This window comes from Rhodoferax sp. GW821-FHT07F03 (assembly GCF_059418745.1).
Window position 1 is genome coordinate 268121 of sequence record NZ_JBWKQM010000003.1, and the last position, 26410, is coordinate 294530.

The 26410-nt window shown below is 47.7% G+C and carries 23 protein-coding genes; 19 read left to right on the forward strand and 4 right to left on the reverse strand.

Annotation, left to right across the window (positions count from 1 at the left end; all coding sequences use genetic code 11):
• Window positions 1-153 precede the first annotated feature (153 nt).
• Window positions 154-1740: a glutamate--cysteine ligase gene (gene gshA, locus AC07R0_RS05845; protein ID WP_495104147.1), complete on the forward strand. Its 1587-nt coding sequence runs from the start codon at window positions 154-156 to the stop codon at window positions 1738-1740.
• Between the two features lie 78 nt (window positions 1741-1818).
• Here gshA and AC07R0_RS05850 read toward each other — a convergent pair whose 3' ends face one another.
• Window positions 1819-2313 (reverse strand): META domain-containing protein, encoded by a 495-nt coding sequence (locus AC07R0_RS05850; RefSeq protein ID WP_495104148.1) that lies wholly within the window; start codon window positions 2311-2313, stop codon window positions 1819-1821.
• 360 nt (window positions 2314-2673) lie between these two features.
• Here AC07R0_RS05850 and garD point away from each other — a divergent pair, with 360 nt between their 5' ends.
• Complete coding sequence (garD, locus tag AC07R0_RS05855) at window positions 2674-4236, forward strand: galactarate dehydratase (protein WP_495075867.1); 1563 nt, start codon at window positions 2674-2676, stop codon at window positions 4234-4236.
• 73 nt (window positions 4237-4309) lie between these two features.
• Here the strand turns inward: garD and AC07R0_RS05860 are convergent, their stop codons facing one another.
• Complete coding sequence (locus tag AC07R0_RS05860; protein WP_495075866.1) at window positions 4310-4738, reverse strand: ComEA family DNA-binding protein; 429 nt, start codon at window positions 4736-4738, stop codon at window positions 4310-4312.
• A gap of 183 nt (window positions 4739-4921) precedes the next feature.
• Here AC07R0_RS05860 and AC07R0_RS05865 point away from each other — a divergent pair, with 183 nt between their 5' ends.
• Complete coding sequence (locus AC07R0_RS05865) at window positions 4922-5929, forward strand: NAD-dependent epimerase (RefSeq protein WP_495104149.1); 1008 nt, start codon at window positions 4922-4924, stop codon at window positions 5927-5929.
• 3 nt (window positions 5930-5932) lie between these two features.
• Here AC07R0_RS05865 and AC07R0_RS05870 read toward each other — a convergent pair whose 3' ends face one another.
• Window positions 5933-6475: a low molecular weight protein-tyrosine-phosphatase gene (locus AC07R0_RS05870; RefSeq protein ID WP_495104150.1), complete on the reverse strand. Its 543-nt coding sequence runs from the start codon at window positions 6473-6475 to the stop codon at window positions 5933-5935.
• Between the two features lie 255 nt (window positions 6476-6730).
• Between AC07R0_RS05870 and AC07R0_RS05875 the strand changes: the two genes are divergently transcribed.
• The 5 genes from AC07R0_RS05875 (at window position 6731) to pepA (ending at window position 11983) form a co-directional block, all read left to right on the forward strand.
• Window positions 6731-7456 carry an ABC transporter ATP-binding protein gene (locus AC07R0_RS05875; RefSeq protein ID WP_495097992.1) on the forward strand — a complete coding sequence of 242 codons (726 nt, stop codon included), beginning with the start codon at window positions 6731-6733 and terminating at the stop codon, window positions 7454-7456.
• Window positions 7453-8853, forward strand: a complete 1401-nt coding sequence (locus AC07R0_RS05880) for an ABC transporter permease (protein ID WP_495104151.1) — start codon at window positions 7453-7455, stop codon at window positions 8851-8853. The genes AC07R0_RS05875 and AC07R0_RS05880 overlap by 4 nt, the downstream gene beginning before the upstream one ends.
• Window positions 8854-8872: 19 nt before the next feature.
• A complete protein-coding gene (locus AC07R0_RS05885; RefSeq protein WP_495075861.1) occupies window positions 8873-9643 on the forward strand; it encodes an outer membrane lipoprotein-sorting protein in 771 nt (256 codons plus the stop codon).
• Window positions 9644-9647: 4 nt separating this feature from the next.
• Window positions 9648-10925: a hypothetical protein gene (locus tag AC07R0_RS05890; protein WP_495104152.1), complete on the forward strand. Its 1278-nt coding sequence runs from the start codon at window positions 9648-9650 to the stop codon at window positions 10923-10925.
• Window positions 10926-11116: 191 nt separating this feature from the next.
• Entirely contained in the window at window positions 11117-11983 is an 867-nt protein-coding gene (gene pepA / locus AC07R0_RS05895; protein ID WP_495075859.1) for a flocculation-associated PEP-CTERM protein PepA, read from the forward strand.
• A 103-nt stretch (window positions 11984-12086) separates the two neighbouring features.
• Here the strand turns inward: pepA and AC07R0_RS05900 are convergent, their stop codons facing one another.
• Window positions 12087-13193 carry a hypothetical protein gene (locus AC07R0_RS05900; RefSeq protein WP_495104153.1) on the reverse strand — a complete coding sequence of 369 codons (1107 nt, stop codon included), beginning with the start codon at window positions 13191-13193 and terminating at the stop codon, window positions 12087-12089.
• 27 nt (window positions 13194-13220) lie between these two features.
• Between AC07R0_RS05900 and AC07R0_RS05905 the strand changes: the two genes are divergently transcribed.
• From AC07R0_RS05905 to xrtA, 11 genes are all read left to right on the forward strand, one after another.
• Window positions 13221-14087 (forward strand): ThiF family adenylyltransferase, encoded by an 867-nt coding sequence (locus tag AC07R0_RS05905; RefSeq protein WP_495104154.1) that lies wholly within the window; start codon window positions 13221-13223, stop codon window positions 14085-14087.
• 737 nt (window positions 14088-14824) lie between these two features.
• Window positions 14825-15340, forward strand: a complete 516-nt coding sequence (locus AC07R0_RS05910; protein ID WP_495098075.1) for an XrtA/PEP-CTERM system exopolysaccharide export protein — start codon at window positions 14825-14827, stop codon at window positions 15338-15340.
• Between the two features lie 53 nt (window positions 15341-15393).
• Window positions 15394-16977, forward strand: a complete 1584-nt coding sequence (locus tag AC07R0_RS05915; protein WP_495104155.1) for an XrtA system polysaccharide chain length determinant — start codon at window positions 15394-15396, stop codon at window positions 16975-16977.
• A gap of 3 nt (window positions 16978-16980) precedes the next feature.
• Window positions 16981-17904, forward strand: coding sequence for an XrtA-associated tyrosine autokinase (locus AC07R0_RS05920; protein WP_495075855.1), 924 nt, complete (start codon window positions 16981-16983; stop codon window positions 17902-17904).
• Window positions 17905-17940: 36 nt separating this feature from the next.
• On the forward strand, window positions 17941-19473 hold the full coding sequence (locus tag AC07R0_RS05925) for a TIGR03016 family PEP-CTERM system-associated outer membrane protein (protein WP_495104156.1): 1533 nt from the start codon (window positions 17941-17943) through the stop codon (window positions 19471-19473).
• Window positions 19474-19476: 3 nt separating this feature from the next.
• Window positions 19477-20559 carry an XrtA/PEP-CTERM system-associated ATPase gene (locus tag AC07R0_RS05930; protein ID WP_495104157.1) on the forward strand — a complete coding sequence of 361 codons (1083 nt, stop codon included), beginning with the start codon at window positions 19477-19479 and terminating at the stop codon, window positions 20557-20559.
• Window positions 20559-21710, forward strand: coding sequence for a non-hydrolyzing UDP-N-acetylglucosamine 2-epimerase (gene wecB, locus AC07R0_RS05935; protein ID WP_495075852.1), 1152 nt, complete (start codon window positions 20559-20561; stop codon window positions 21708-21710). Before AC07R0_RS05930 ends, wecB begins: the two co-directional genes overlap by 1 nt.
• Before the next feature lie 8 nt (window positions 21711-21718).
• Window positions 21719-22558 (forward strand): XrtA system polysaccharide deacetylase, encoded by an 840-nt coding sequence (locus tag AC07R0_RS05940; protein WP_495104158.1) that lies wholly within the window; start codon window positions 21719-21721, stop codon window positions 22556-22558.
• Between the two features lie 13 nt (window positions 22559-22571).
• Window positions 22572-23630 carry a FemAB family XrtA/PEP-CTERM system-associated protein gene (locus AC07R0_RS05945; protein ID WP_495104159.1) on the forward strand — a complete coding sequence of 353 codons (1059 nt, stop codon included), beginning with the start codon at window positions 22572-22574 and terminating at the stop codon, window positions 23628-23630.
• A gap of 25 nt (window positions 23631-23655) precedes the next feature.
• The gene (locus AC07R0_RS05950) at window positions 23656-24867 is read left to right on the forward strand and encodes a TIGR03087 family PEP-CTERM/XrtA system glycosyltransferase (RefSeq protein ID WP_495104160.1); all 1212 of its coding nucleotides are present in this window, start codon (window positions 23656-23658) and stop codon (window positions 24865-24867) included.
• Complete coding sequence (xrtA, locus tag AC07R0_RS05955; protein WP_495104161.1) at window positions 24860-26410, forward strand: exosortase A; 1551 nt, start codon at window positions 24860-24862, stop codon at window positions 26408-26410. The genes AC07R0_RS05950 and xrtA overlap by 8 nt, the downstream gene beginning before the upstream one ends.

Genomic DNA, 26410 nt, shown 5'->3' on the forward strand with positions numbered 1-26410 from the left:
GGCCGAGGTTGTCTCTGGTGGCCATGCAGGCTGCAGCCGCCTGTGATACCTTCCGTGCCCAGTTCAGAATAGATTTACGCTTGATTGACGTAGCAGCCGAGGCCGCAGGCCGCCACCGGGTGCTGCGTGAGTCCTCTTACGGATACCCACGACATGCCCAGTTTGCCCACACCGTCCCACGCCGCCTTGCTGGAGCGCCTGCAGGCACTCGCGCCCGAACGGCTTCAGGGCATACGCCGTGGGCTGGAGAAGGAAAGCCTGCGCGCCCAACCCGGCGGCAGCCTGGCGTTGACGCCGCATCCTGCTGCGCTGGGCTCGGCGCTCACGCATCCGCACATCACCACCGACTTCAGCGAGTCGCAGGTTGAGCTGATCACCGGCGTGCATGCCGGTGTGGAGGCCTGCCTGGACGAACTCACCGAGGTGCACCAGTTCACCTACCGCGCCATGCAGGCCGTGGGCGACGAGATGCTGTGGGTGTCCAGCATGCCCTGCGGTCTGCCCACCGACGAGACCATTCCCATTGGCCGCTACGGCAGCTCGAATGTGGGCCGCGCCAAGAGCGTATACCGCATGGGCCTGGGCCACCGCTACGGCCGGCGCATGCAGACCATCTCTGGCATCCACTACAACTGGTCGTTGCCGGGCGTGTCCAGCGAGGAGTATTTCGGGCTGATCCGCAACTTCCGCCGCCATGCCTTTCTGCTGCTGTACCTGTTCGGCGCCTCGCCTGCCGTGTGCTCCAGCTTTGTGGCCGGCCGCCAGCACGAGTTGCAGCAGCTCAATGAGCGCACCATGTACATGCCGCACGGCACTTCGTTGCGCATGGGCCGCCTGGGTTACCAGAGCGATGCCCAGGCTTCGCTGGCTGTTAGTTACAACAGCCTGGAAGGTTATGGCGCGTCCCTGCAAGAAGCGCTGACCCGCCCGTACCCTGCCTACAAGGCGGTGGGCGTACGCGGCACCGGTGGCGATTACAACCAGCTGGCCACCAGCCTGCTGCAGATCGAGAACGAGTTTTACGGCACCATCCGCCCCAAGCGCGTCATTCACCCCGGCGAGCGTCCGCTGCACGCGCTGCGTGAGCGCGGCGTGGAGTATGTGGAAGTGCGCCTGCTGGACCTGGACCCGTTCGTGCCCGTGGGCATCACCGCGCAGACCATGCGTTTCATCGATGTATTCCTGCTGCACTGCCTGCTGTCCGACAGCCCGCCCGACAGCCCGCAGGAAATTACCGAGCTGGCCCACAACCAGCACCGCGTGGCGGCCCGTGGCCGTGAACCTGGCTTGACCCTGGAGCGCGCTGGCGCAGAAGTGTCGTTGACCGCCTGGGGCCAGGATCTGGTGGCCGCCTGTCGCCCGATTGCTGCCGCGCTGGACGCCACCCATGGCGGCCGCCTGTACACCGAGGCGCTGGATGCTGCCGACGCGGCCCTGGTTGATCCCAGCCTGCTGTCGTCTGCACGCGTGCTGGCCGCCATGCAAAGCGGTCACGGAGGCGCTTTTGTTCCGTTCATCGCCGAGCAGTCGCAACGCACCCGCAAGACGCTGCTGGATTTGCCGTTCAGCGCCGAGCAGCAAGCCCGTTTTGAGGCCATGGCCGTGCAGTCCGTCCAGGCCCAGAAAGATATAGAAGCGGCCGACACCATGCCCTTCGACGTCTATTTGCCGCAGTACCTTTCCGCCGAGCGGCTGGAAGTGAAACACCGCCGTACGCCCGCAGCCGTGCAGTCTGCCTGACTCTTGGTGTTTGATGAAATAGGCCGCTAGCGCAGAATTTGACTGCGCTAGTAGCTATCAAATATGTAGCATTTCGAGTCAGGGCTTGGGTGTGCCAGTCCATACCAGGGTCTGGCCCTGGCTGGATACCAGCCGCAGGACCGGCGGGCTGCCTGCTGCCAGCAGCAACTGCAAAGGTTGGGCGAGCAGGGCGCTGATGGCTTTGTCTGCTTCCATCAGCGGCGCTTCGCAGCCCTTGCGCGTGCCCATCAGCGGGCCCACCTCCAGCATGCCTGCATCCAGGGTCCGGTAGTTGCCGCCCAGGCCATTGCAGCCACCGCTTACCGCCATGCGGTCGGCCATGAATTCCATGACAAAGCGGCGGTCAGCGCGCGGGAACAGTACCGCCATGGCCTGGCCTTGTCCGTCGCTGGCCGAGTCCAGCGTCCATCGAAAAGCCTGCAGCTGGCTGGCGGTGGGCGGGCTGGCGTGGGGCATGGCCGGGGCGTTGGCCTTGGTCGCGCAGGCTGTCAGCGCGCCACCGAATACCAGGAAACAGGCGATGGCCAGCAGGCCGGCAGAACGGTTCAGCATATAAAAATTTCTCCTGCGTATTTTGAAATGGCAGCTTGCCATGGTAGGCCTTTTGCCTGACTTGCAGCTTGGGCAATCGTTTTCCCTGGGCTGCTTAAATTTTAGGCGTTGCAAGCTTTGTCTTTATAAAACAAACACTTAGCTGCCCCATACAGCGGATTTCCAAACTTATCCACAAGTTTGTCCAGTGCCGGCGGGTAAAACTTTGTGGGCGGTTCTGGCGTGCCGCTGCGCGTTTCTCCAGCTTGACGCCGCGGCGGGCTTGGGGCATCATTCCTGGGTGTTGTCTGACAACTGATGACATTCCAGATTCCAATGTTCCCACGCGCCCGCACCGCCTCACTATAAGGACACGCCCGTATGACTTCCTCCACCCCGCTGACCATTTCCATGCATCCGCGGGATAACGTGGCCATCGTGGCGAACGACGGTGGCCTGCCCGCGGGTACCGTGCTGCCCAGCGGCCTGGTGCTGCGCGACAAGGTGCCGCAGGGCCACAAGGTCAACCTGGTAGACCTGGCCGCCGACGCGCCCGTGTTGCGTTACAACGTGGTCATTGGCTATGCGGAGCGCGATATCCCGGCCGGCAGCTGGGTCCATGAGCGCCTGCTGAAAATGCCTGCAGCCCGCGAGCTGGAAGGCCTGCCCATGCCCGGCGACGCCGGGGTGGTGCCGCCACCCGTGCTGCCGCCGCTGGAGGGCTATACCTTTGAGGGCTACCGCAACGCCGATGGTTCGGTGGGTAGCCGTAACATCCTGGCCATTACCACCACGGTGCAGTGCGTGGCCGGTGTGCTGGACTTTGCCGTCAAACGCATCAAGTCCGACCTGTTGCCACGCTATCCGCATGTGGACGACGTGGTGGGGCTGGAACACACCTACGGCTGCGGCGTCGCCATCGATGCGCCCGATGCCATCATCCCCATCCGTACCCTACGCAACATCAGCCTGAACCCGAATTTTGGCGGTGAGGTCATGGTCCTGAGCCTGGGCTGCGAGAAGCTGCAGCCCGAGCGTCTGCTACCGCCGGGCGTGATCCCGATCGAAGACCAGCGCGACGCTGCATTGGACGTGGTCTGCCTGCAGGCTGAGGAAAACGTGGGTTTCATGTCCATGATCGACGCCATCCTGCGCCAGGCCGAGGTGCATCTGAAGCGGCTGAACCTGCGCCGCCGCGAGGTCGTGCCTGCGTCCGAGCTGGTGGTGGGCGTGCAGTGCGGCGGCAGCGACGCTTTCTCGGGCGTGACGGCCAACCCGGCCGTGGGCTTTGCCACCGATCTGTTGGTGCGTGCGGGCGCCACCGTGATGTTTTCCGAAACCACCGAAGTGCGTGACGGCATTGCCCAGCTGACCTCACGCGCCAGCAGCACCGAGGTGGCTGATGCCATGGTGCGCGAGATGGCTTGGTACGACAACTACCTGCAAAAAGGCCGGGTGGACCGTAGCGCCAACACCACGCCGGGCAATAAGCTGGGCGGTTTGTCGAATATCGTTGAGAAGGCCATGGGCTCCATCGTCAAGTCCGGCAGCGCGCCGATCTCGGGTGTGCTGTCGCCCGGTGAGAAGCTGAAGCAAAAAGGCCTGGTCTATGCCGCGACCCCGGCCAGTGACTTCATCTGCGGCACGCTGCAACTGGCTGCCGGTATGAACGTACATATTTTCACCACCGGCCGAGGAACGCCCTACGGTTTGGCCGAGGTGCCGGTCATCAAGGTGGCCACACGCACGGATCTGGCACGCCGCTGGCATGACCTGATGGACGTTAACGCCGGCCGTATTGCCGACGGATCGGCCACCATCGAGGACGTGGGCTGGGAGCTGTTCCACCTGATGCTGGCGGTGGCCAGCGGCAAGAAAACCTGGGCGGAGCAGTGGGGGCTGCAAAATTCGCTGGTGTTGTTCAACCCGGCGCCAGTGACCTGAGCTGGGGCTAGCCCAGCGCGGGGGCCATGAAAAAACCCGCCGAAGCGGGTTTGGGAGGAGGGAGCTGGGTTGCCTATTTCTTGGCGGCGCTGGCAGCTGCTGCGGGTTTGTCGGCGGCGGCGTCAGCCTTGGCTTTTTTCGCATCGGCCTTGGCCTTCTTGGCATCGGCTTTTGCATCCGATGCTGCTGGCGCGGCGGCTGCGGCTGGTGCTGCCTTGGCGGCGGGAGCAGCTGCACCATTGAATGTGCTGCCATTGACGGTCAGGCCGCCGGCAGAAAACTTGGCGGCGTTTTTGTCGCCTATGCCTTTGACGCGCTCGATCAAGTCGTTCCAGTCCTTGAACTCGCCTTTTTTGCGTTCATCCAGGATCTTGCTGGAAATGCCCGGGCCTATGCCTTTGACACCGTCGAGATCGGCCACGCTTGCCTTGTTTACGTCCACCGCGGCGAAAGCCAGGGCTGCAGTCAGCATGGCCAGAATGGCCAGAATCTTCTTCAACATAGGTTTTTCCTTTAAGTTCATGAGCGCCGCATGCCAACGCGGCAGAAGCGTTCAATGGCCAGCATACAACGGCAGGCAGAGGTTTGGGGTTGACGTGCCGTACTCACCGGTGCTGCTGGTCGAACGCAGCAGTAACACAGGCTAAGATAGCCCCTCACAAGCATAGAGCAGAAGGATTGGGTCATGAAAATATTGGTCACGGGGGCGGCAGGTTTCATTGGTATGACTGCGTCGCTGAAGCTGTTGGCGCGCGGAGATGAGGTCGTCGGCCTGGACAATCTGAATGACTATTACGACGTCAATCTGAAGCACAACCGCCTGAAGCGCCTGACGCCGCAGAGCAACTTCCGCTTTGTGCAGATGGACGTTGCCGACCGTGCAGGCATAGCCGATTTGTTCACCCGCGAGAAGTTTGACCGCGTCATCCACCTTGCTGCCCAGGCGGGTGTGCGTTATTCCCTGCAGAACCCGCTGGCCTATGTAGACAGCAACTTGGTGGGTTTCATCAATATTCTGGAAGGATGCCGTCATAGCAAGGTCCAGCATCTGGTGTATGCGTCCAGCTCCAGTGTGTACGGTGGCAACACCAAGATGCCATTTTCCGAGCATGACAGCGTGGACCACCCTGTCAGCCTGTACGCCGCAACCAAGAAGGCCAATGAGCTGATGGCGCATACCTATAGCCATCTGTACGGCTTGCCTACCACGGGCCTGCGGTTTTTCACGGTCTATGGTCCGTGGGGCCGGCCCGACATGGCTTTGTTTCTGTTTACCAAGGCGATCATGGAAGGGCGCCCGATCGATGTCTTCAACCATGGCAACATGCAGCGGGACTTCACCTATGTAGACGATATCGTCGAAGGTGTGGTGCGTGTGTTGGACCGTGTGGCTGCTCCCAATTCGGATTACGACGCTGTATTGGCCGACCCCGCCACAAGTAACGCACCTTACCGCGTGTTCAATATCGGCAATAACAATCCTGTCCGTTTGCTGGACTTCATCGGCTGCATTGAAGACGCGCTGGGTAAGAAGGCCGAGAAGCGTCTATTGCCGCTGCAAGATGGTGACGTACCAGAAACCTATGCAAATACCGACGCACTGCAGGACTGGGTGGGGTTTGTGCCGGGTACCAGCGTGCAGACTGGTATCGGCAACTTCGTCGCCTGGTACCGCGATTACTATAAAGTTTGAAACTTATCGGATGAGGCTTTGGCAGTGCGCAACCACGCCGCGCGCGCCAGCCTCGCAGAGATCCAGCACTCGTTCGAAACCTTGGGCATTGCCAAAATACGGGTCTGGTACTTCATCTGTATCCGTCTTGCGTGCATACACCATAAAGCACTGAACCTTGTGCGTCAGATGGCCGGGGCATATCTGTCGCAAATCAGCTAGATTGGACTGGTCCATCGCCAGTATCAACTCATAGGTATTGAAGTCACTTTCCGTGACTTTGCGTGAACGGTCCTTGCCGGCCGCATAGCCGCGGGCAGACAGCGCATTTTTGGCACGTCCGTCCATTTTTTCGCTGATGCGGCCTGCGTGGGTGCCTGCCGAGTCCACCCGCAACTTGCGTTTGAGTCCCGCATCTTCGGCAAATTTGAGCAAGACGCTTTGCGCCATGGGCGAACGGCAGATATTGGCCTTGCAGACTATCAATATTTTGAGCATCGGACGATACTGTAACGGTGCAATTTCGATGGGGCTGAAAATGGGATGAAACCTACCGTGGTGCGCCACCAGAGGCCCTGGCGCGATGGACTGTGCGCACTGCATGTTACCCATTATCTGAGCGGCGATTCCATCCTTCCAGGCCGCTTGTGTGCTAACGCCATATCTTGGTCAACGCGGCGTCCAACAGGTAGTACTTCGATGTCTGCATATGGTGGGTTATCTTGACCTTGATTGTGGGTACGACGTACTCTGGCGTGGTGATAATGGGCGCCCGTAGCCAAGCGTGGATGAGTGGCCTGCAACCGTAGGAACGAGGGATACATGACAGAAGAAACCTTGAGTCAGCAGCCAGTGGCAATGCTTACGCAAGTCGAGAAAACCTACAGGCTCGATTCGGTGAGCGTCCCCGTCATCAAAGGTATCGATGTGATGGTGCGATCGGCATGTTTTACGGTGCTGATGGGGCCATCCGGGAGCGGGAAGACCACTTTGCTCAACATGATCGGTTGCATCGATAGACCGGACAAGGGCGAAATTGTCGTGTCGGACTGCAAGGTGGGTGAGCTGAGCGACGATGCTTTGTCTGACTTTCGCGCCAAGAACATCGGCTTCATTTTCCAGAACTTCAATCTGCTTCCGGTGTTGAGTGCCTACGAGAATATCGAATATCCGTTGCTACTGGCGGGGGTGTCTGCCAAAACGCGCGGTACCCGTGTACCCAAGTTGTTAGAGGCGGTGGGTTTGGAAGATCGGGCCAAGAACCTGCCAGGCCAGTTGTCTGGGGGCCAGCGGCAGCGCGTGGCCATCGCCCGGGCTTTGGCCCGCAAACCCAAATTGGTCATTGCTGATGAGCCTACGGCAAATCTGGACAGCCAGACGGGGGCTGCCATTTTGTCTTTGATGCGCCGTATGGTGGACCGCTACCAGATCTCTTTTATTTTTTCGTCCCACGATCCAGAAGTTATCAAAGCGGCGGATGACACGATTTTTCTGCACGATGGTGTGATCCGTGACGTTCAGCGCAAGAACATGGGTACGCCAAAATGAGAAGAACCCTGAATCTGGCTCTGCGCAATTTGCTGCGCAACCGGCGTCGCTCTCTTGCTACTTTGGTCGCGATGTCGATTGGCTGTGCTGCCATATTGTTGTTTGGTGGCTTCAGCGGCAACATCAATTACGAGATGCACACCCGCATCGTGCAGCGGGGCGGGCACTTGCAGATCCAGCACCGCGACTTTTATCTTTATGGCAGCGGGAACCCCACCGACTACGGCATCAGTGACTACGCCAAAATTTTGACTGATATTCAGCAGGATGAAGTGCTACGCAAAATGGTACTGGTCGCCACGCCAACCTTGCAGTTCGGCGGCATTGCCGGCAACTATGCAGCCAGTGTTTCTCGTACTGTGATTGGAACAGGGTTTGTCGCCGAAGATATCAACCGCATGCGGCAATGGAATGATTTTGGCCTGCGTTCCAAGGCTCCAATTTCGACCCTGGAGGGGACGGCGTTGGACTCTGCTGTGGTGGGGGTCGGGGTTGCAAGAGTGTTGCAATTATGTGATGCCTTGAAGGTTGAGCACTGCCCCAAGCCGGATAAGAAGCGATCAGGGGACGGCGAGGCCGTGCCGGACGATATCGCTCAGCTCAGCATGCAGGAGTCAAAAGCTGCCTCCAGCGCTAGCAATTCCAGCCCGCGCAGGGTTGAAGTGCTCTTGGTGAATTCTAGAGGTGCGCCCAATGTGACTTCTCTGGAGGTGGTTCGGGCCGAAGACCAGGGTGTCAAGGAGCTGGATGAAATCGCTCTCATCATGCACCTGGCAAAAATTCAGCAATTGGTATACGGCAAATCTTCTCCCAAAGTGACTTCCATCATTCTTCAGTTAAGACACTCCGATCTGATACCCGCAGCCGTAGCGCGCCTGGAGCCCATATTGGCAAAGTATTCCAGCAGCCAACCATTGGCGGTGCTCGACTTCCGCATGTTGAATCCGTTCTATGTGCAAACGGTGCAAATGTTTGACACCATATTTGGCTTTGTTTTTTTGCTGATTGGTGCGATTGTTTTATTTACTGTCAGTAACACCATGAATACCGCTGTGGTTGAGCGCACGGTAGAAATTGGGACCTTGCGCGCAATTGGTTTGCGACGTGCTGGCATCCGGGGGCTGTTTGTCACAGAAGGGGCTTTGCTTGGTGTGTGTGGTGCAGTTTTGGGTGTTGTACTGGCTTTGGTGATTTCGGCAATCATTAATCGGCTGGATATTCCTTGGGTTCCACCTAGTACGGTAGAGCCGGTACCGCTGACCATTTTGGTAGCTGGAGAGCTGAAAATGATCGTTGGCACGACTTTGGGCCTGATTGGCATCGCCATACTATCTGCTTGGTGGCCTGCTTACCGAGCAGCACAACTCAAGATCGTAGAAGCATTGCGCCACGTTTGAATTCATCAAGGCAGTCATCATGAAGTCACTACGCATATTCCTATACTTTTGTGTGCTGTGCACTACTTCGGCTTGGGCCGCACCATCGGCGGAGGAGATACTTGTCGCCAGTGATGCGATCCGCAATCCTGGCCGTGCATTCAGTGTCACTGTTACGCTGACGGAGTTTCAGGGCGGTAAGCAAGCAGACAGCAGCACCTTGACCAGTTACTCGTTGAACCAGCATCAGGGGGGGCAATTCTCTAGCCTGATACGCTTTGTTTTACCTGCTCGTGATGCTGGTAAGTTGATGCTTAAAAGCGGCAACGATATGTGGTTTTATGACCCTAGCAGTAAAGCCAGTGTTCGCCTGTCTCCTCAGCAGCGGTTATTGGGACAGGCATCCAATGGTGATGTAGCTACCGTTAATTTGGCCAAAGATTACAAGGCAACGCTTGCTGGCGAAGAGGAAGTTCAGGATGGGGAAAAGCATATGCGCAAGGCGTATAAATTGGCTTTGACTGCAGCAACTCCCGAAGTGACATATGCCAGCATAGAAATGTGGGTGGATAAGGAAAATAACCGACCTATCAAGGGGCGGTTCTATGCTGAATCCTCTCGGCTGCTTAAAACGGTTTATTACCGGAGGTTCCAACCGCAGCTAGGTGCCGAGCGACCAACGGAGAGTGTGATTATTGACGGGCTAGATCCTCAATCCGTGACGCTCATGCGTTTTTCTGATTACAAAGCCCGTAACATCCCTGAAAGTTGGATGCAAAGAGATTTTCTGCCCCGTTTTCAACCTGATTAATCCGATGACTATCGTTTCTCGTTCCATTTTTTTGTCGGCTGTCACGCTGTTAATGATGCAGCCCCTGCCATCTTTGAGTGCAAGTGGCGCCGAGGTAGATGCACTTAATCTCGAAAGCGATATGAGTGCCGCAGCCGAGGGCACTCGGGACACCAAGCTTTTTGTTGAGGGCGCAGTTGGCAATGCTAGCCAGCGGTATAAGTCGAGCAGTGTGAACACATCTCGCGCGTCTATCGACTTTACCCATACGGAGCGTCTTGCCCCAGGCTGGCGGGGTGTGATCTCGGACCGGTTCGATCAAATTCATCCCAGGGATGCGGGTCTTGATGAGAGCGTCAACAGCTTGCGTGAGGCTTATATAAGCTGGCAGTCGGATGACGGAGGGGTAATCGCAGAAGCTGGGCGCATTAATTTGCGCTATGGACCTAGCTATGGCTACAACCCAACAGATTTTTTCCGCGATGGTAGCTTGCGTGCGGTAACCACTGCCGATCCTTTTGCCCTGCGAGAGAATCGGTTGGGCACTGTCATGCTGAGGGCGCAAAGCCTATGGGCTGGCGGTTCTTTGTCTGTTGCATTTGCTCCCAAGATGGCAGACAACCCTAGTCAGGATACCTGGAGCCTAGACCTTGGGTCTACCAATAATCGGGATAGGGCTTTAGTGGTGCTCGGGAGTCAATTTTCTCAGCGGGTAAGTAGTCAATTCTTCGTCTATAAGCAAGATGGCCTTTCGTCTGCTCTGGGGGCTAATTTGACAGCTTTGTTGTCGGACGCTGCCGTGGCGCATTTGGAGTGGTCGCGCAGTAAGGAGTCTGATTTATTGAGCCGTGTTGCGGGTCTGCCAACCAATACTTCAACACGTAACCGATTTGTGGGTGGGGCAACTTACACCACGTTGAGTAAGTTGTCCGTAACTGCCGAATATCAATATAACGGCTTCGCACCGGACAAGCCTGACTGGTCTGCACCAGGAATGGGGGGAGCTTTGGCTCAACAAGCCTATCTAAGCGAATCTTTGCGATTGCAAGAACTTGCTTCTCGTCAAGCCTACTTGGTTTATGTAACGCAAAAGGGCCTTTTTCTCAAGGACTTGGATTTGACAGCTTACCTGCGGGTCAACATGGGCGATAGCAGCCGGCTTGCTTGGCTGGAATTGCGACACCATTGGGCTAAGTTTGATTTGACGTTTCAATTGCAGCAGAACATGGGGCGTACAGGTAGTGACTTCGGAAGTCTGCCGGACCGTCGAGCCATGCAGGTCTTGGGCACCTACTTTTTCTAACTTCTGCGGCTTGAGCTTATGAGACGTTCTGTCGGAAAATCTTACACATTGATGTTTAAAATCTGCATTTTGTTTTATAAGCCATTGATTTTTATGGATTTTTTGTGATTGGCATACTGCGTGCTTTAAGTAATTAACGGTCGATTCCGCAGTGGACCAGACTGTTTAACTTTCACTCTAAGGGGTACATCATGAAATTTTCAATGCCAAAAGTCTCCGCTGCAGCAATGGCGGCTGGTGTTGTGCTCGCATTGAGCGCAGGTTCTGCGTCTGCGGTCCCAACATTCACTATCGATAGCAGCGCGATCATTGGCGGTGCAACTGCGTTGAAAACTGGCGACAAGTTTTCTGGCACGTCGTCGGAACTTCTGCACACCACCGCAACTGGTCACACCGGTTCCGGTTGGCTGCAAGTTAGCACGCTGGATTTGCTGGGTTCGCCAGTAAAAGGTTTTGGTAGCGTGCTCGGCTCCTACGGTTTGTATGTGACTTTTGATCTGGTTGATACTTATGTGGGTGGCGGCAGTGGTGTAAATACTCCGAACAGCGTTAACCAGTTGACCCTGCTGAATTTCAAGGTATGGGCTGATCCATCGAACAACAACTCGTTCACTGCAGCAAGCGCCGCTGGAACTGGTACTGAAGCAAGCGTTTCCGGTACTGGTGACGACATCCTGTTGGGCTATGGTTCTTTATTGAACGGCGTGACCGGTTTTAACAGCTTGGGTGGTGCATATGTCAATGCTGTTAATACCTTTGCTCTGTGCACGGGTGCTGGCACCGCAGAAATTGGCGCAACCGCGATACCTTCTGCAGATTGCACCAGCGGAACTGGCAAGAGTTTCTTTGTTGATCCTGATCCGTTTTACACATTTGCTTTCACGGAGATGAATAACACGACTCAGGGCCTTACAAGTAATGGCAATTTGGTTGCTATTACTCAAGCTACAGGTGCTGTTGACTTCAACAGCGTGCCTGAGCCAGGCTCCCTGGCATTGTTTGGTGTCGGCTTGGCTGGTTTGGCTGCATCCGCAAGCCGCCGCAAGTCTGCCAAGTAAGGTAAATGTCTTCTATTCAAATTTGAATCAAGTTTGAACTAAATTAAAAGCGAGGTTTTACCTCGCTTTTTTTTGCCTACTATATAGGGAAATACATATATTTCTAAGTTGGCGTAGAGAGGGGGGATTTTATTAAATCTCTTCTGATGTATTGAGTGAGAGGTAATCTTGATGTTCTGATGCTAGGCGCACTGGCCCGTCCCATGCGAAACACCATGATTGGTAAACTTTCAGGAGCGATTTCTCTCCAACCAGAAACCAGTGTTGATCTAAGCTTATCGGATGCGCCTTGGCCAGAGTTATTAGGAAGTGCCAACATGGCTGAGGCAGCCAATGGTTGCATGGCCATTCCCAATTGTGTTGCTTTTAACCATATACGTTCCAAGGCTGCACCTGCGGAGATGGCACCTTTTTCTATTCCTATCGTTGTAGTCAGCAGACCCAGCGCAGGGGCTTGCCAGCAAGGTAAGAGGCCGGCCCTTAATCCGATAATGTGATGCGCGCCAAAGAAACTTAATGACCGCATTAAATTCCAGCTTCGTAGAGCCTTAAAAATTGGTCGCATGGGACTTTCAATACTTAGTGCGCCTGGCGGGAGTAAATTTTCTGCTGTTTCGCTCCACTTTAGGTCAAAGCGAATAGATGAAAAAAGATCCTCATGCAATGATTTTTGCAAAAATCTTTCGCTCTCAGCACGCCAAATAAGCTGAAGCGCTTTTTTTCGTTGCATGCCTGTCAACCATATTAGCTGTACTCCATCAATGCTGGCGGCTGCATCATTTAAAGAATTGACTTGATGGTCATTAAGCTTTGAACCTCGATACATTCGCCGATTGGTATGCCTATGGGGAATTGCGTCTGCAAGTTCGTCGATAATAGGTTCGGTAATGTTATGAAATTGTAATTCTGCAAATGGGTTTGAGCTGTTGTGCTTATAGAGCCAGGTGATGTCGCTGCTCAGGCCAAGTGCAAGAGCTTGTATTCGCATGTTTTCTATTACGGCGCCAATAGATACAAGGCCCAGCGTCAAACGAATGGGCTCAACTGTTGCAGCAAACGCAAGTGAGGGCCACAATCGGATAGCGGAGTCTAAGATTTCCATCTGAAATACATGTTGATTGTCTGCAGATGGTGCAAGCACGCCGCTGCGTGCAATTTTTAAAATATTCTCTCTCATCTGTGCGCTCCATTTCTTTTGCTTTAGTGACATTCGGTCAAGCTTATTTAAGGTGTAGATATGATATTTAATTACGAAAAAGCATTCTCACGAAATATAGGATGGCTTACTTCGGATGAACAATTGAAATTGAAAAATTCTAAGGTCGCAATTGCTGGCTTGGGTGGCGTAGGCGGAACGCATTTATTGACACTTGTGCGGTTAGGGTTGGGTAATTTTAATATATCGGATTTTGATACTTTTGATGTGCACAATTTGAATAGGCAGGCTGGTGCATTTATGTCTTCCATGGGGAGGGCAAAGCTCGAAACTATGACGACCATGGCGGGAGATATTAATCCAGATATAAATATTAAGAATTTCCCCGATGGCATTAAATTAGATAATGTAGATGAGTTTTTATGTGATGTAGATGTGTATGTTGATGCGCTTGACTTCTTTGCCTTGCCTGCACGCCGTATGGTGTTTGCCAAGTGTCGTGAAAAAGGAATTCCTGCATTAACTGCGGCCCCCCTGGGGATGAGTACAGCACTTTTATATTTCAGTCCAAATGGCATGAGTTTTGAGGAGTATTTCAAAATGGAGGGGCATAATGTGCAAGAGCAATATGCTCGTTTCATAGCAGGCTTATCTCCAGCAATGCTCAATCGTAACTATTTGGTTGCACCGGAGGCAGTAAATTTCCGAGAAAAACGTGGCCCTTCAACGGTGATGGCTTGCGACCTATGTGCAGGTGTAATAGGAACATCTGTTTTGAAGTTGCTGCTGAATCGTGGTGCAATGAAAGCGGCTCCGTGGGGAATGCAATTTGATGCATATCATCAGAAGCTAAAATTTACTTGGAGACCATGGGGGAACTCAAATCCACTTCAACAGTTTCTACTAAGATTTATCAGACCTATTTTGCAGGGGCGAGTTGAAAAATAACAGTCATTATTTCCATTAAATGACTAAGTGGTCTTATTTATTGGTGAAATATACAAATTATTCATTTTTCTAGTTAAATTGAATGTGATGCAATTGTATTGCGATTGCGAAAATGTCAATCGTTATATTTTTATAGACTATTGTTTTTTTGTTTGGGTGGGAGTGGCTGTGTTTCAAATTGTTGCTCAGCAACGAGGTGGGACCCCCCCTAGGGAAATTCAGCCTATGTAGGGGAATATTTCATGTTAGAACTTGTGACCTTAGGCGTGACCATGACCACAGTCTGGCACTGATCCCATGGTTGGAACGCTATGAAACTAGTATTTGGGATATGTAAGGTAAGACATCGACAAAATTGACCCAACCACCTCTTTGTGACTGCATGGTGCTGTGCTGGAAAGGGTATCTGATCGAGGCGTGGACTTGAACCACGGCTTCCGCCATATCTTATTCTTCATAGTCAGCAAAAACCGCATTGCTTTGTCTCTGAGAGTGTGCTTGGCTATCTAAATTAGACTGCTCACAACCATGATTTTTGACTATAGAGATGTGTCGAACTAGGTTATATTCAAACTAGGTATGTGCAAGCAATTAATTCAGTACGGGGAATAATTTTGAAAACTTTTAACGTTTTTTTTGTGGCCGCAGTTCGGTGGGCCTTGGTTGCTTTAGTAGCGTCTCTTGTGACCGCCTGCTCATGGTTTTCACCTGCATTTCCTGCCGCTCCGGCACTCGCAATGCCCTCGACCGACTACAACTACATCATTGGACCAGGGGACTCACTCAACATCATCGTATGGCGAAATCCGGAGTTGTCTATGACAGTGCCAGTGCGTCCCGATGGAAAATTGACTACGCCGTTGATCGATGAGTTGAGCGTTCAAGGCAAGACCTCGGTGGAGGTTGCACGAGAGGTGGAAAAATTGCTGGCTAAGTTCGTACGTGACCCAGTCGTAACAGTGATCGTCACAGGGTTTGTAGGGCCGTACAGCGAGCAGATACGAGTGGTTGGTGAGGCTATGAAACCTCAGGTGCTACCTTACAAAAATAAAATGACTGTACTGGATGTAATGATTGCGGTCGGTGGATTGACTGATTTCGCTGATGGCAATGCAGCAACCATTTTAAGAACAGCAGAGGGTGATAAACGATATGCTGTTCGCTTGAAGGATCTTATTAAGCGCGGTGACGTTTCATTAAATGTTGAAATGCGACCTGGAGATATATTGATAATACCACAGGGATGGTTTTGAAAAATGATTTCCACGCATTCGATAAGTAAATATATTCAGCAAAGAATTATCTAATGGATGAAATAATTAGTCAAATACTAACCTATGCTAAAGGTGCGTGGAAATATCGATGGCTCGGCGTGGTTGTCGCTTGGTTAATTGGAATAGTTGGCGTTGGTGTGGTGTTGCGTGTTCCTGACCGTTACGAGGCATCCGCCCGCATCTATGTAGACACTCAATCGATTTTGAAACCCCTAATGTCTGGTTTAGCGGTTCAGCCAAACGTTGATCAACAAGTCGGAATGTTAAGTCGGACATTAATAACACGTCCAAATGTTGAGAAATTAATTCGCATGGCTGATCTTGATTTATCAAATTCATCCAAATCGGCTCAAGATGGTTTAATTGAGCGATTAATGAGTACATTGCAAATAAAAAGTACTGCAAGAGATAATCTTTATACATTATCTTATCAAGACCCGAATCCGGAAAAGGCAAAAAGAGTTGTCCAGTCTCTTGTTTCCATTTTCGTAGAATCTAGTATGGGTGATAGTAGAAAAGACACCGATGCAGCTAAGAAATTTATTAATGAACAAATAAAAACCTATGAATCAAAACTCGAAGCTGCTGAAGCTCGTTTGAAAGAATTTAAGTTGCGAAATATAGATGTTCAAACTGCAGGTGGTGGTACCGATATAGCTGGAAAACTTGGAGAAATATCATCTCAATTAAATCAGGCAAAACTTGAGTTGCGCGAGGCGGAAAATGCTCGAGACGCAGCAAAATTGCAGTTACAAAATGAGAAATCTCAAAATTCAAGTATTACTTCGAAGAGTTTGCTACAAGAGTCTGCGCAATCTCTTGCCACGCCTGAAATAGATTCTCGAATTGAGGCACAAAAGAGAAATTTAGATGGCTTATTACAGCGATTTACCGAGCAGCATCCAGATATCGTAAGCGCGCGAAAGCTAATAAAAGAACTAGAAGAGCAAAAGCGTAAAGAAGTGCAGGAACTAAGAAAAACTGCCATGCTAAATAGTTCGGCTGCCAGTGGTGGTGGCAATAGCCTTGCTGCGCAAGAAATGGGGCGGTTGTTGGCCTCGTCTGAGGTGCAAGTAGCCGCATTACGTGCTCGTGTGTCTGAGTATTCAGCGCGCTACGACCGGGCTCGTGAAACAATGAAAACTGCACCTCAAACTGAAGCCGAATATGCGCAGTTAAATAGAGACTACGCGATTAATAAGAAAAATTATGAAGATTTGGTCACGCGGCGTGAGTCGGCATCTTTATCAGGCGACTTGGAGTCGGCTGCTGGAGTAGCAGATTTCCGATTAATTGATCCACCAAGAGTTTCGCCAAAACCGGTAGCTCCAAATAGAGTCCTTTTATTGTTGCTTGTTATGTGTGTAGCATTGGCTGTGGGAGGATTTACTGCATTTTCTTCAAGTCAATTGAAACCCGTTTTTCACGACGCACGTACGCTTCGTAGTGTTATTGATTTGCCAATATTAGGAGTGGTCACACTTGTTATGAGCGAAACTGCTAAAGCGCGCGAGCGATCTGATCTTAAAAAATTCTTTTTAGCATCGGGTGGTCTTGTCGGAGTTTTTATTATTGCGATTGCTGCGTTGACTATTATTTCCGGACAGGTAGGGTAATTTATGAGCAGCTTGATTGAGCAAGCAACACGGCGTTTGGAACAACTTCGGCGAGCTGGTGTTGCTGTACCTGAAGAAGTTATTGCAGATGTACAACTAACTAAAGAAAATACGAAAATAGGTTTGGCAACGGCTAGCAATTTAGATGAAAAAGTAAACACTACAAATAAGAGCTTCTCGAGAAAAGTTGATTTGGATTTGGATGCACTAAATGCAGCGGGTATAGTTAGTCCAAATGCCCCTCGTTCACAGATCGCGGATCAATATCGAGTAATTAAGAGACCATTAATAAGCAATGCGATGGGGAGGGGGGCATCAAAGATAGAAAATGGTAACCTTATTATGGTTACAAGTGCATTAGCTGGGGAGGGGAAAAGTTTTTCCGCAATTAATTTGGCGATGAGCATTGCAACCGAGCTAGACAATACTGTGATGTTGGTCGATGCGGACGTTGCTCGTCCTTCCGTTTTAAGAATGCTGGGTTTGCCAGCTAGTCCTGGTTTATTGGATTTATTGGTTGGCGAAGTTGAAGATCTATCAAGCGTTTTATTAAAAACAAATATAGATAAATTAACTCTGTTACCTAGTGGCACCCCCCATCTGCGTGCGACAGAGTTGTTAGCCAGTGATGCAATGAGTGCATTAATTACAAATATTGCCAATCGATATTCTGATCGAATTATTATATTTGACTCACCTCCATTGCTATTAACTACAGAGGCTCGTGTTTTGGCTACGCATATGGGTCAAATTGTTATAGTTGTTCATGCAGAAAAAACATTGCAGACAAGTGTTCAGCATGCACTTACATCAATTGAGTCGTGCCCCGTGAAAATGATGGTACTGAATCAAGCTCGAAATGGCTCACAAGGTGGATATGCTGGATATGGTGGATATGGATACGGCTATGCGCAATCCGATACATGAACTTTAGTATAGATAAATTGTTTTGTTGTTTTGAAAATGAAAAAAAATATCTATAAAAAAACATTGCATTTATGGATGGTGGTTTTATTTTCATCTCCAAGTTATTCTCAGGAAAATTCATCAAATGTAGATGCTGGAAGTTCAGCAAGAGCTGCATCTATTGTTCCCAGAATATCTATAACTGAATACTATACAGATAATTATTATCGTACGAATGAAAATAAACAATCTGGATGGACAACAGATGTTAGTCCTGGAGTGCATCTGAGTAGTTCTACCGGAAGAATAGTGGGCTCCCTAGATTATTCTTTGCATCAAATAATTCAATCTAATGATTCAAGTAAAAATGAACTACAAAATGCACTTGATGCTACAGGATCTGTTGAGATTATAGATAAATGGGCGTTTGTTGACGCAAATGGGAAAATTTCACAAAGAACTATTTCTGCATTTGGAACACAATCAACCGTAGATGGTTTCTCTAACGCAAATAAAACTGAAGTTTCGTCATATAGGGTTTCTCCATATATTAAAGGGCGATTAAGTTATTTTGCTGATTATGAGGCAAGATACGAGGCATCAACTACTCGTGCAAAAGATGCACAATTCGCAAATACAAATGAACAGTCCGCAAATTTTAAACTGAATGGTGTCGGTTTAAATGGACGTCTTCATTGGGGTTCTCAATTATCGACGAATAAAGTCGAACAAAGTTCAAATCAAACATCTAGATCTGACAGTATTAAAAATACTTTAGGATATTTAATTGATCCGCAATTCAATCTAACAGCTTCTTTTGGGCGAGAGTATGGAAATTACTCTCCATCTGAGAATAGTTATAAAAATACCTCAGGTATTGGAGCAATCTGGACTCCTTCTGAGAGAACAACTGTTTCTGCAGATATTGAAAATGCTTATGCAGGTAAGATGCATAAGTTGAATTTTGAACATAGAACACCAAAAACAAGCTGGCGTGTTAGTGATGCCAAGAGCGTATCTTTGACAAATTCTATTACGTCTAATTCAATACAAGGAAATACGTATGATCTACTGTTTAGCCAGCTTGCATCAATAGAGCCCGACCCTATAAAACGTGCTGAAATGGTGAATAATTTGCTTTTAACAAATTATGGAACCTCGTCCGGAAGTATTTTGAATGGATATTTAACTTCCGGAGCGTCAATACAAAGAACTCGAGATTTTTCGTTTTCGTTGCTAGGTGTAAGAGATATCTTAACATTTACCGCCATGCAAAGTGTTGGGCAAAAAATAAACCAATCATCAATTGGTTTTGATGGTGCTAATGCTATAACACAACGCGCAATTACTTTCAGTCTGACGCACCGTCTTAATCCAGATACGTCGTTAAATACTCAGCTTACTAGCCAAAAGACTAGCAGTGATGGTTCTAATTTAACTTCAAACTTGAAATCTTTTAGTGTGGATGCCTCAACTAAACTGAATTTGAAAACTATAGCTACATTTGGGGTTCGTCGAACTATTTATTCTGGTGGCATTTCTCCTTACAACGCTAACTCCATTAATGGTGGATTATCAGTGCAGTTTTAATCTATGTATGAATCATTTTATGGTTTAAATATTAAGCCTTTTCAGCTTAATCCTGATCCGGCATTTTATTTTTCAAGCAAACAACACAATAGAGCCAAAGCATATTTGGAGTATGGGGTACTCAGAAATGAAGGTTTTATTGTTATCACCGGTGAGATCGGTGCTGGAAAAACCACAATTGTTCGTGGCTTGCTTGATAGCCTTGATGCTGACAAAGTAATTGCCGGAAGTTTAGTCAGTACGCAATTAGATGCTGATGATACATTGCGCTTGGTAGCCGCAGCTTTTGGTGTGCGGGTTAAAGATGTATCGAAAGCGGATCTTTTATTGGCGTTGGAGGCATTTTTTGTAAGTCAAGCAACTCAAGGAAAACGGTGTTTACTGATTGTGGATGAGGCGCAAAATTTAACTCCCCGTGCTGTTGAAGAATTACGGATGCTATCGAATTTTCAATATGGTAAGCAAGCATTGTTGCAGAGTTTTTTAGTTGGGCAGCCTGAGTTTCGCGAGGTTCTCCAGCATCCGCAGATGCAGCAATTACGGCAGAGAGTAATTGCTGCTTGTCATATTGGTCCCATGGATCTGGACGAAACACAAGGTTATATACAGCATAGATTGAAATGCGCAGGGAGCACCGGTCGTCCTGAATTTGAGAGTGCTGCGTTTGACGAAATTTTTAATATAAGTGGAGGAGTTCCTCGTCGAATAAATGCAGTGTGCGATCGATTATTATTATTGGGTTTTTTAGAAAACAAAGAAATATTGACATCAGATGATGTGGCTACTGTTTCGCGAGAGATGAGAGAGGAGTCCGGATCTTCGTTCAATTCGTTGAACGGAGAAAATTCAAATGGTTCATTAAATGAATTTGGAAATTCGGTACTTACTTCGTATGATATTAAATCATCAGAAGTTCATAATTTACTAGATGAATTTTCCAAGAAAATAGATTGTATAAGTAATGATCTGCATGCTGAGCGCTTAGAACAAAGTCTGCTAAGGTTGGAAAAGTCAAATAGTGAAATACTTTTCATGCTAAAACAATACTTTGATGCAGTAATAAATAATTCGAAAGATCTAAAATAATGGAAAAATTGCCTTCACAAAAACCCGTAATTTGTGTAGTTGGAGCAAGGCCCAATTTCATGAAAATGGCCCCGATATTGAGGGCATTTTCTTCTCATGTCCCCGTTATTCCAGTGTTACTTGTTCATACAGGACAGCATTACGACAAAGACATGAGTGATCGTTTGTTCGAGGATTTGCAGTTACCTAAACCGGATATTAATCTTGAAGTTGGCTCCGCAAGTCATGCAATTCAGACCTCCGAGGTTATGCGTCGATTTGAGCCTATTCTGGACGAAAATGATCCATCATGTGTTCTGGTTGTTGGAGATGTCAATTCGACGTTGGCCTGCACTTTGGTCGCTGTAAAGAAGCACGTTCCGGTTGCCCATGTAGAAGCTGGTTTGAGGAGCCACGATCGCTCAATGCCTGAGGAGATTAATCGTATCTTGACCGATCAGATAGCGGATAAGTTGTATACAACTGAACGCAACGCGGAAGGAAATTTACATTTAGAAGGCATACCCTCTGCTCGTATTTGTTTTGTTGGCAATGTAATGATTGATACTCTTAAGTTCAGTCAAAAAATTGCCCGAAGCGCATCTGATACTTTGAGTTCTTATGGCATTTCTCCCGATATTTTGAGCGGTAAAAATGGTTATGGCGTAGTTACACTGCACCGCCCGTCCAATGTTGACGAGAAGGAGACTTTATCTAAATTAGTTGACGATTTATCTTTGATCTCTAAAAAATTGCCCTTGATTTTTGCGTTGCATCCACGAACTCGTGGAAATCTTGAGAAATTTGATTTGCTGCGTGCAATTGATACCAACAAGATTGTTTTATTGCCACCGCAAGGTTACTTGGAAATGATTGGCCTAATGAGCAATGCTGCATTAGTTCTGACAGATTCCGGCGGTTTGCAGGAGGAAACCACCGCCCTGGGTGTTCCCTGCATAACCTTACGTGAGAATACTGAGCGCCCGATTACTATTGAACAGGGAACCAATACGCTGGTTGGCACTGATCACGATGCCATTATGAACTGTGTTAATCAGGTGCTTGCTGGCAATGGTAAAAAAGGGAGAATGCCTGAATTGTGGGATGGGCATGCCGCTGAGAGAATTGCTGCAGATTTATGGACTTGGATATCTTCATTTCCTCAAAATTGAATTGATCTATGGCTGAAAAAAAGATCTTTAATGCATTGACCATCGATGTGGAGGACTATTTTCAAGTTTCTGCTTTTGCTCCTTATATTTCACGTTCGAGTTGGGATAGTTTGGATTGTAGGGTGGAAAAGAATATCGACTCCATACTGACCTTACTTGATGTTCGCAATGTTAAGGCTACGTTCTTCACGTTGGGCTGGATTGCCGAACGTTATCCCAATATGGTTCGACTTATAGTCGATCAAGGTCATGAATTAGCTAGCCACGGATATGGCCATGAACGCGTTAGTGATCTAACTGCTTCGAAGTTCTTGTCTGATATTGTTTTGTCTAAAAATATTTTAGAAGATATCGGTGGTGTTGAAGTTCGTGGCTACAGAGCGCCCAGTTTTTCAATTGGGGAAGCGAATCTCTGGGCGTTTGATTCTCTGTTGGAAGCAGGCTACAAATATAGTTCTAGCATTTATCCGATTCAACATGATCATTATGGAATGCCGAATTCTCCACGTTTTCCTTATGAGTCAAGAAAAGGTTTATTGGAAATTCCAATTACAACATTAAGATTTTTGAATAAAAATTTTCCATCTAGCGGCGGCGGATATTTTAGATTGTTTCCATATGCACTATCTAACTGGATGTTGAATCGAGTTAATTCAAGGGAGAAAATGCCGGCTATATTTTACTTTCACCCTTGGGAAATTGATGCCATGCAGCCTCGTATTCCTGGGGCTGACTGGAAGTCGAAATTTAGGCATTATGTAAATCTTGAAAAAACAGAGGGTAAATTGAAGCGATTATTGTCTGATTTCGATTGGAGTCGAATGGATAAAATTTTTCTAAGTCTTTGAAAAAATAAATTAAATGATAGATATTTCTACGCCTTCGATAAGTATAAAAAAACTTGTTCGAGGCGATGTGTTTATTGAAAATGCGTGGGATGTTTTTGTCGAAAGATGTCAAAACGCAACTTTTTTCCATCGATCAGGATGGCAAAATATTATAAATGACGTTTTTCAGCATCAAACATATTACTTGTATGCGGAAATCGATGATTTGATTGTTGCGGTGCTTCCCCTTGCGCATGTAAATAGCTTTTTGTTTGGAAAATCTTTAACAAGCTTGCCTTTTGCCGTTTATGCTGGAGTGGCTTTTGAAAATGCTGATGCCGCTATTTTACTGGAGGATGAGGCATACAAGATTTCTCAAAAAATTGGTGTTGATTACGTAGAGTTTAAAAATATCTATCCTCGCCATTCTGATTGGCCATCTCAGGATATCTATGTTACTTTTCGAAAGAAAATATTGCCTGATGTCGAAGGTAATCTACTTGAAATTCCGCGTAAGCAACGGGCAATGGTTAGAAAGGGTATAAAGAATAATCTGACTAGTCAGCTTGATACTAAGTCAGATAGGTTTTTTAGCTTATATGCAGATAATGTTCATAGGCATGGTACACCACCTATGTCAAAAAAATATTTTGATGCATTACTCAAACAGTTTGAAGGGGCTTGTGAAATCTTAACGGTGGTAGACGACGCTGGCAATCCCGTTAGTAGTGTTTTTAGCTTTTATTTTCGAGATGAAGTTTTGCCTTATTATGCGGGTGATAATGAAAAGGCACGAGATCTCGCGGCAAATGATTTCAAGTATTGGGAGTTGTTGCGTAGATCTTGTTTGCGTGGGAATAAGATATTTGACTTTGGTCGAAGTAAGATAGGTACAGGTTCATTTTCCTTTAAAAGGAATTGGGGTTTTGAAGCTACGCCGTTGGCCTATGAGTATCGCTTGCTGAATCGAGACTCGGTTCCACAAAATAATCCATTGAATTCAAAATACAGCTTACTGATTGCTGCCTGGCGGAAGCTTCCTATCGGTGCTGCTAATTTTATCGGTCCATTTATTGTTAGAAATTTGGGCTGATGTCTTGAGTAATATACTTTACCTTGTGCATCGAATACCTTTTCCTCCCAATAAAGGAGATAAGGTTCGATCTTTTCATTTATTAAAATATCTGTCGCTTCATCATAATATATATTTGGGAGCATTTATTGATGACCCACTTGATGTGGCATATATTCCGGAGGTTAAGAAATTTTGTGTCGATTCATTATTTTTGGAAATAAATTCTTTTAAATCTAAATTTAGAAGTATCTTTGGGATTTTTCATAATTCACCGTTAACATTGAGTTATTATTTTAATAACTCTCTTCGGGAGTGGGTTAGAGATCTTCTTTTAAAAAAGAAGATTGATAAGATAATAATTTTTTCTTCTGCGATGTCTCAGTATGTGGATTATGTAAGTGATATAGATATATTGGTAGATTTTGTGGATGTGGATTCTTTGAAATGGTCTGAATATGCATTGAAGCATATTTTCCCAATGTCTTTGGTTTATCGTCGCGAAGCTACCAAATTACTCCAGTATGAGCGATTTGTTGCTACTCGCTCAAGACAATCTTTTTTTGTGACCGATAATGAGTCCTCGCTTTTTAAAGATCTAGCTCCTGAGTGTATTGATAAAATTTCAACTATTAATAACGGGGTCGATTCGGAATATTTTTCTTCAGATTTTTCATGTTCATCTCCATTTGAGGTGGGGAGTTTCGGGCCAGATTCTCGGTTCTTGGTCTTTACTGGTGCAATGGATTATTGGCCAAACATTGATGCGGTAGTTTGGTTTGTTGACGAAATTTTTCCTAAATTACAGCGTGTACGTAAAAATCTATACTTTTATATAGTAGGCAGAAACCCTAGTACCCAGGTTTTGGCATTGGCATCGGACTCTGTGGTAGTGACTGGTACGGTTGCGGACGTTAGGCCTTACTTGAAGTTTGCTTCGGTTGTAGTGGCACCTTTAAGAATCGCACGCGGTATTCAAAATAAAATTTTAGAAGCGATGGCTATGGGTTGTCCTGTTGTTGCGTCGACAATCTGTGTTAATAGTATGGCCGTTGAGTCAGAAACGGATCTACTTTCTGCGGAGAGTTCTGATGAGTTCTTTTATCAAATTAATAAATTATTGAACTCCGTGGATCTTTCTCATTCAGTAGGTGAGGCCGCTCGTTGCAAGGTTCAGGAAAAATATAGTTGGACGGCCCATTTATCCCAAATCGATCAGTATCTTGATGAGCCAACCTTTCATTTACTCCATGAATAGCGTCAAGATGTACTCTTCGCAGATTTGGCGAAATGCATTAATTTCGTTGATGCTTCTTGTTTTTATTGACTTCATTGTTTTTAAAAATAGCTTTTCTGGAATGCTAGCTATATGGTCTCGTTCCGAAACATTTGCTCACGGCTTTGTTGTGCCACCAATTTCTTTGTGGTTAATTTGGCGGAAGCGTAAAGTCATTGTTGTTGAAGTTCCCCGGCCTAATTTTTGGTTTCTAATCCCATTATTTTTTGTTATTACTGCATGGGTTTTGGGTGATGTAGTTGCGGTGAATTCTGTAACTCAACTGATGGCGATGGCATCCATTGTGTTGCTTGTTCCTGCATTGTTCGGCTACACGATATTTAGAATTATCTTATTCCCACTCTGTTTTTTGTTTTTTGCTGTTCCATTGGGGGAGTTTCTTTTTCCTCAATTGATGGAATGGACGGCAGACTTTACTGTGATTGCGTTGCGATTTAGTGGTGTTCCCGTATATCGCGAGGGATTGCAATTTGTTATTCCTTCTGGGAATTGGTCAGTCGTGGAAGCATGCAGTGGAATTCGATATTTAATTGCATCGGTTACCGTTGGTGCGTTATTCGCTTATTTAAACTATAGGTCCATTTATCGAAGATTTATTTTTCTTTTGATATCCATTGCTGTGCCTATTTTTGCGAATTGGATTCGTGCGTATCTTATTGTCATTTTAGGGCATTTATCTGCGAATAAAATTGCTACTGGTGTGGATCACATTATTTATGGTTGGCTTTTTTTTGGATTTGTTATTGCAGTAATGTTTTGGGTAGGGGCGCGATGGTCGGAAGCATTTATTGAGTTTTATCCGCGTTCTAATGCAATTGCGACGAGATTGCAACCGAATATGTTTGTTGAATTCGTTGGTATTTTTGCTGCAGTTATTTTTCTGTTAACCTGCCCCCTCTTGCTGAAGGCTGCTATAGATAATGTTGCTCCATATAATTTAAAGGGTTTGGCTAGCTTTTCGGATGTTAAATTTAATTGGGTATCCAGGCAGGAAACTCACTCTAATTTTTTGCCGTCGTACAAAAATACTGCACTTAATTTTTCTAGAAGTTTTGAAAAAAACGGTAAAACTGTTGATGCTTTTTTGGGATACTACGTCGGGCAAAGTTATGGCCACAAGATGATTTCTTCGGACAATGTACTGGTAACTAGTGCAGATCCGCATTGGTCAAAAGTTGCCTCGAGCGTACAGTCTCTTGAAATAGATTCGCAATCTATCCCAATACGTACCACAGTACTTCGAGGCGTCGGTTTTCCAGAGGGGGAGGTGCGGCTTGCTGTTTGGCAATTTTATTGGATTAATGGTTTTGTTACGAATAATGATTACATTGCGATAGTTTATAGTGCGTTTCAAAAAATTTTAGGGCATGGGGATGGTTCGGCTGTAGTTATCTTGAGTACAAGAATTGTTGAAGATGTCAATGCTGATGATGTGTTGAATGGATTTTTTTTGGATAATTATGTTGGGTTGAAGTCTATTCTTTACAAAATTAAAAATAATTGA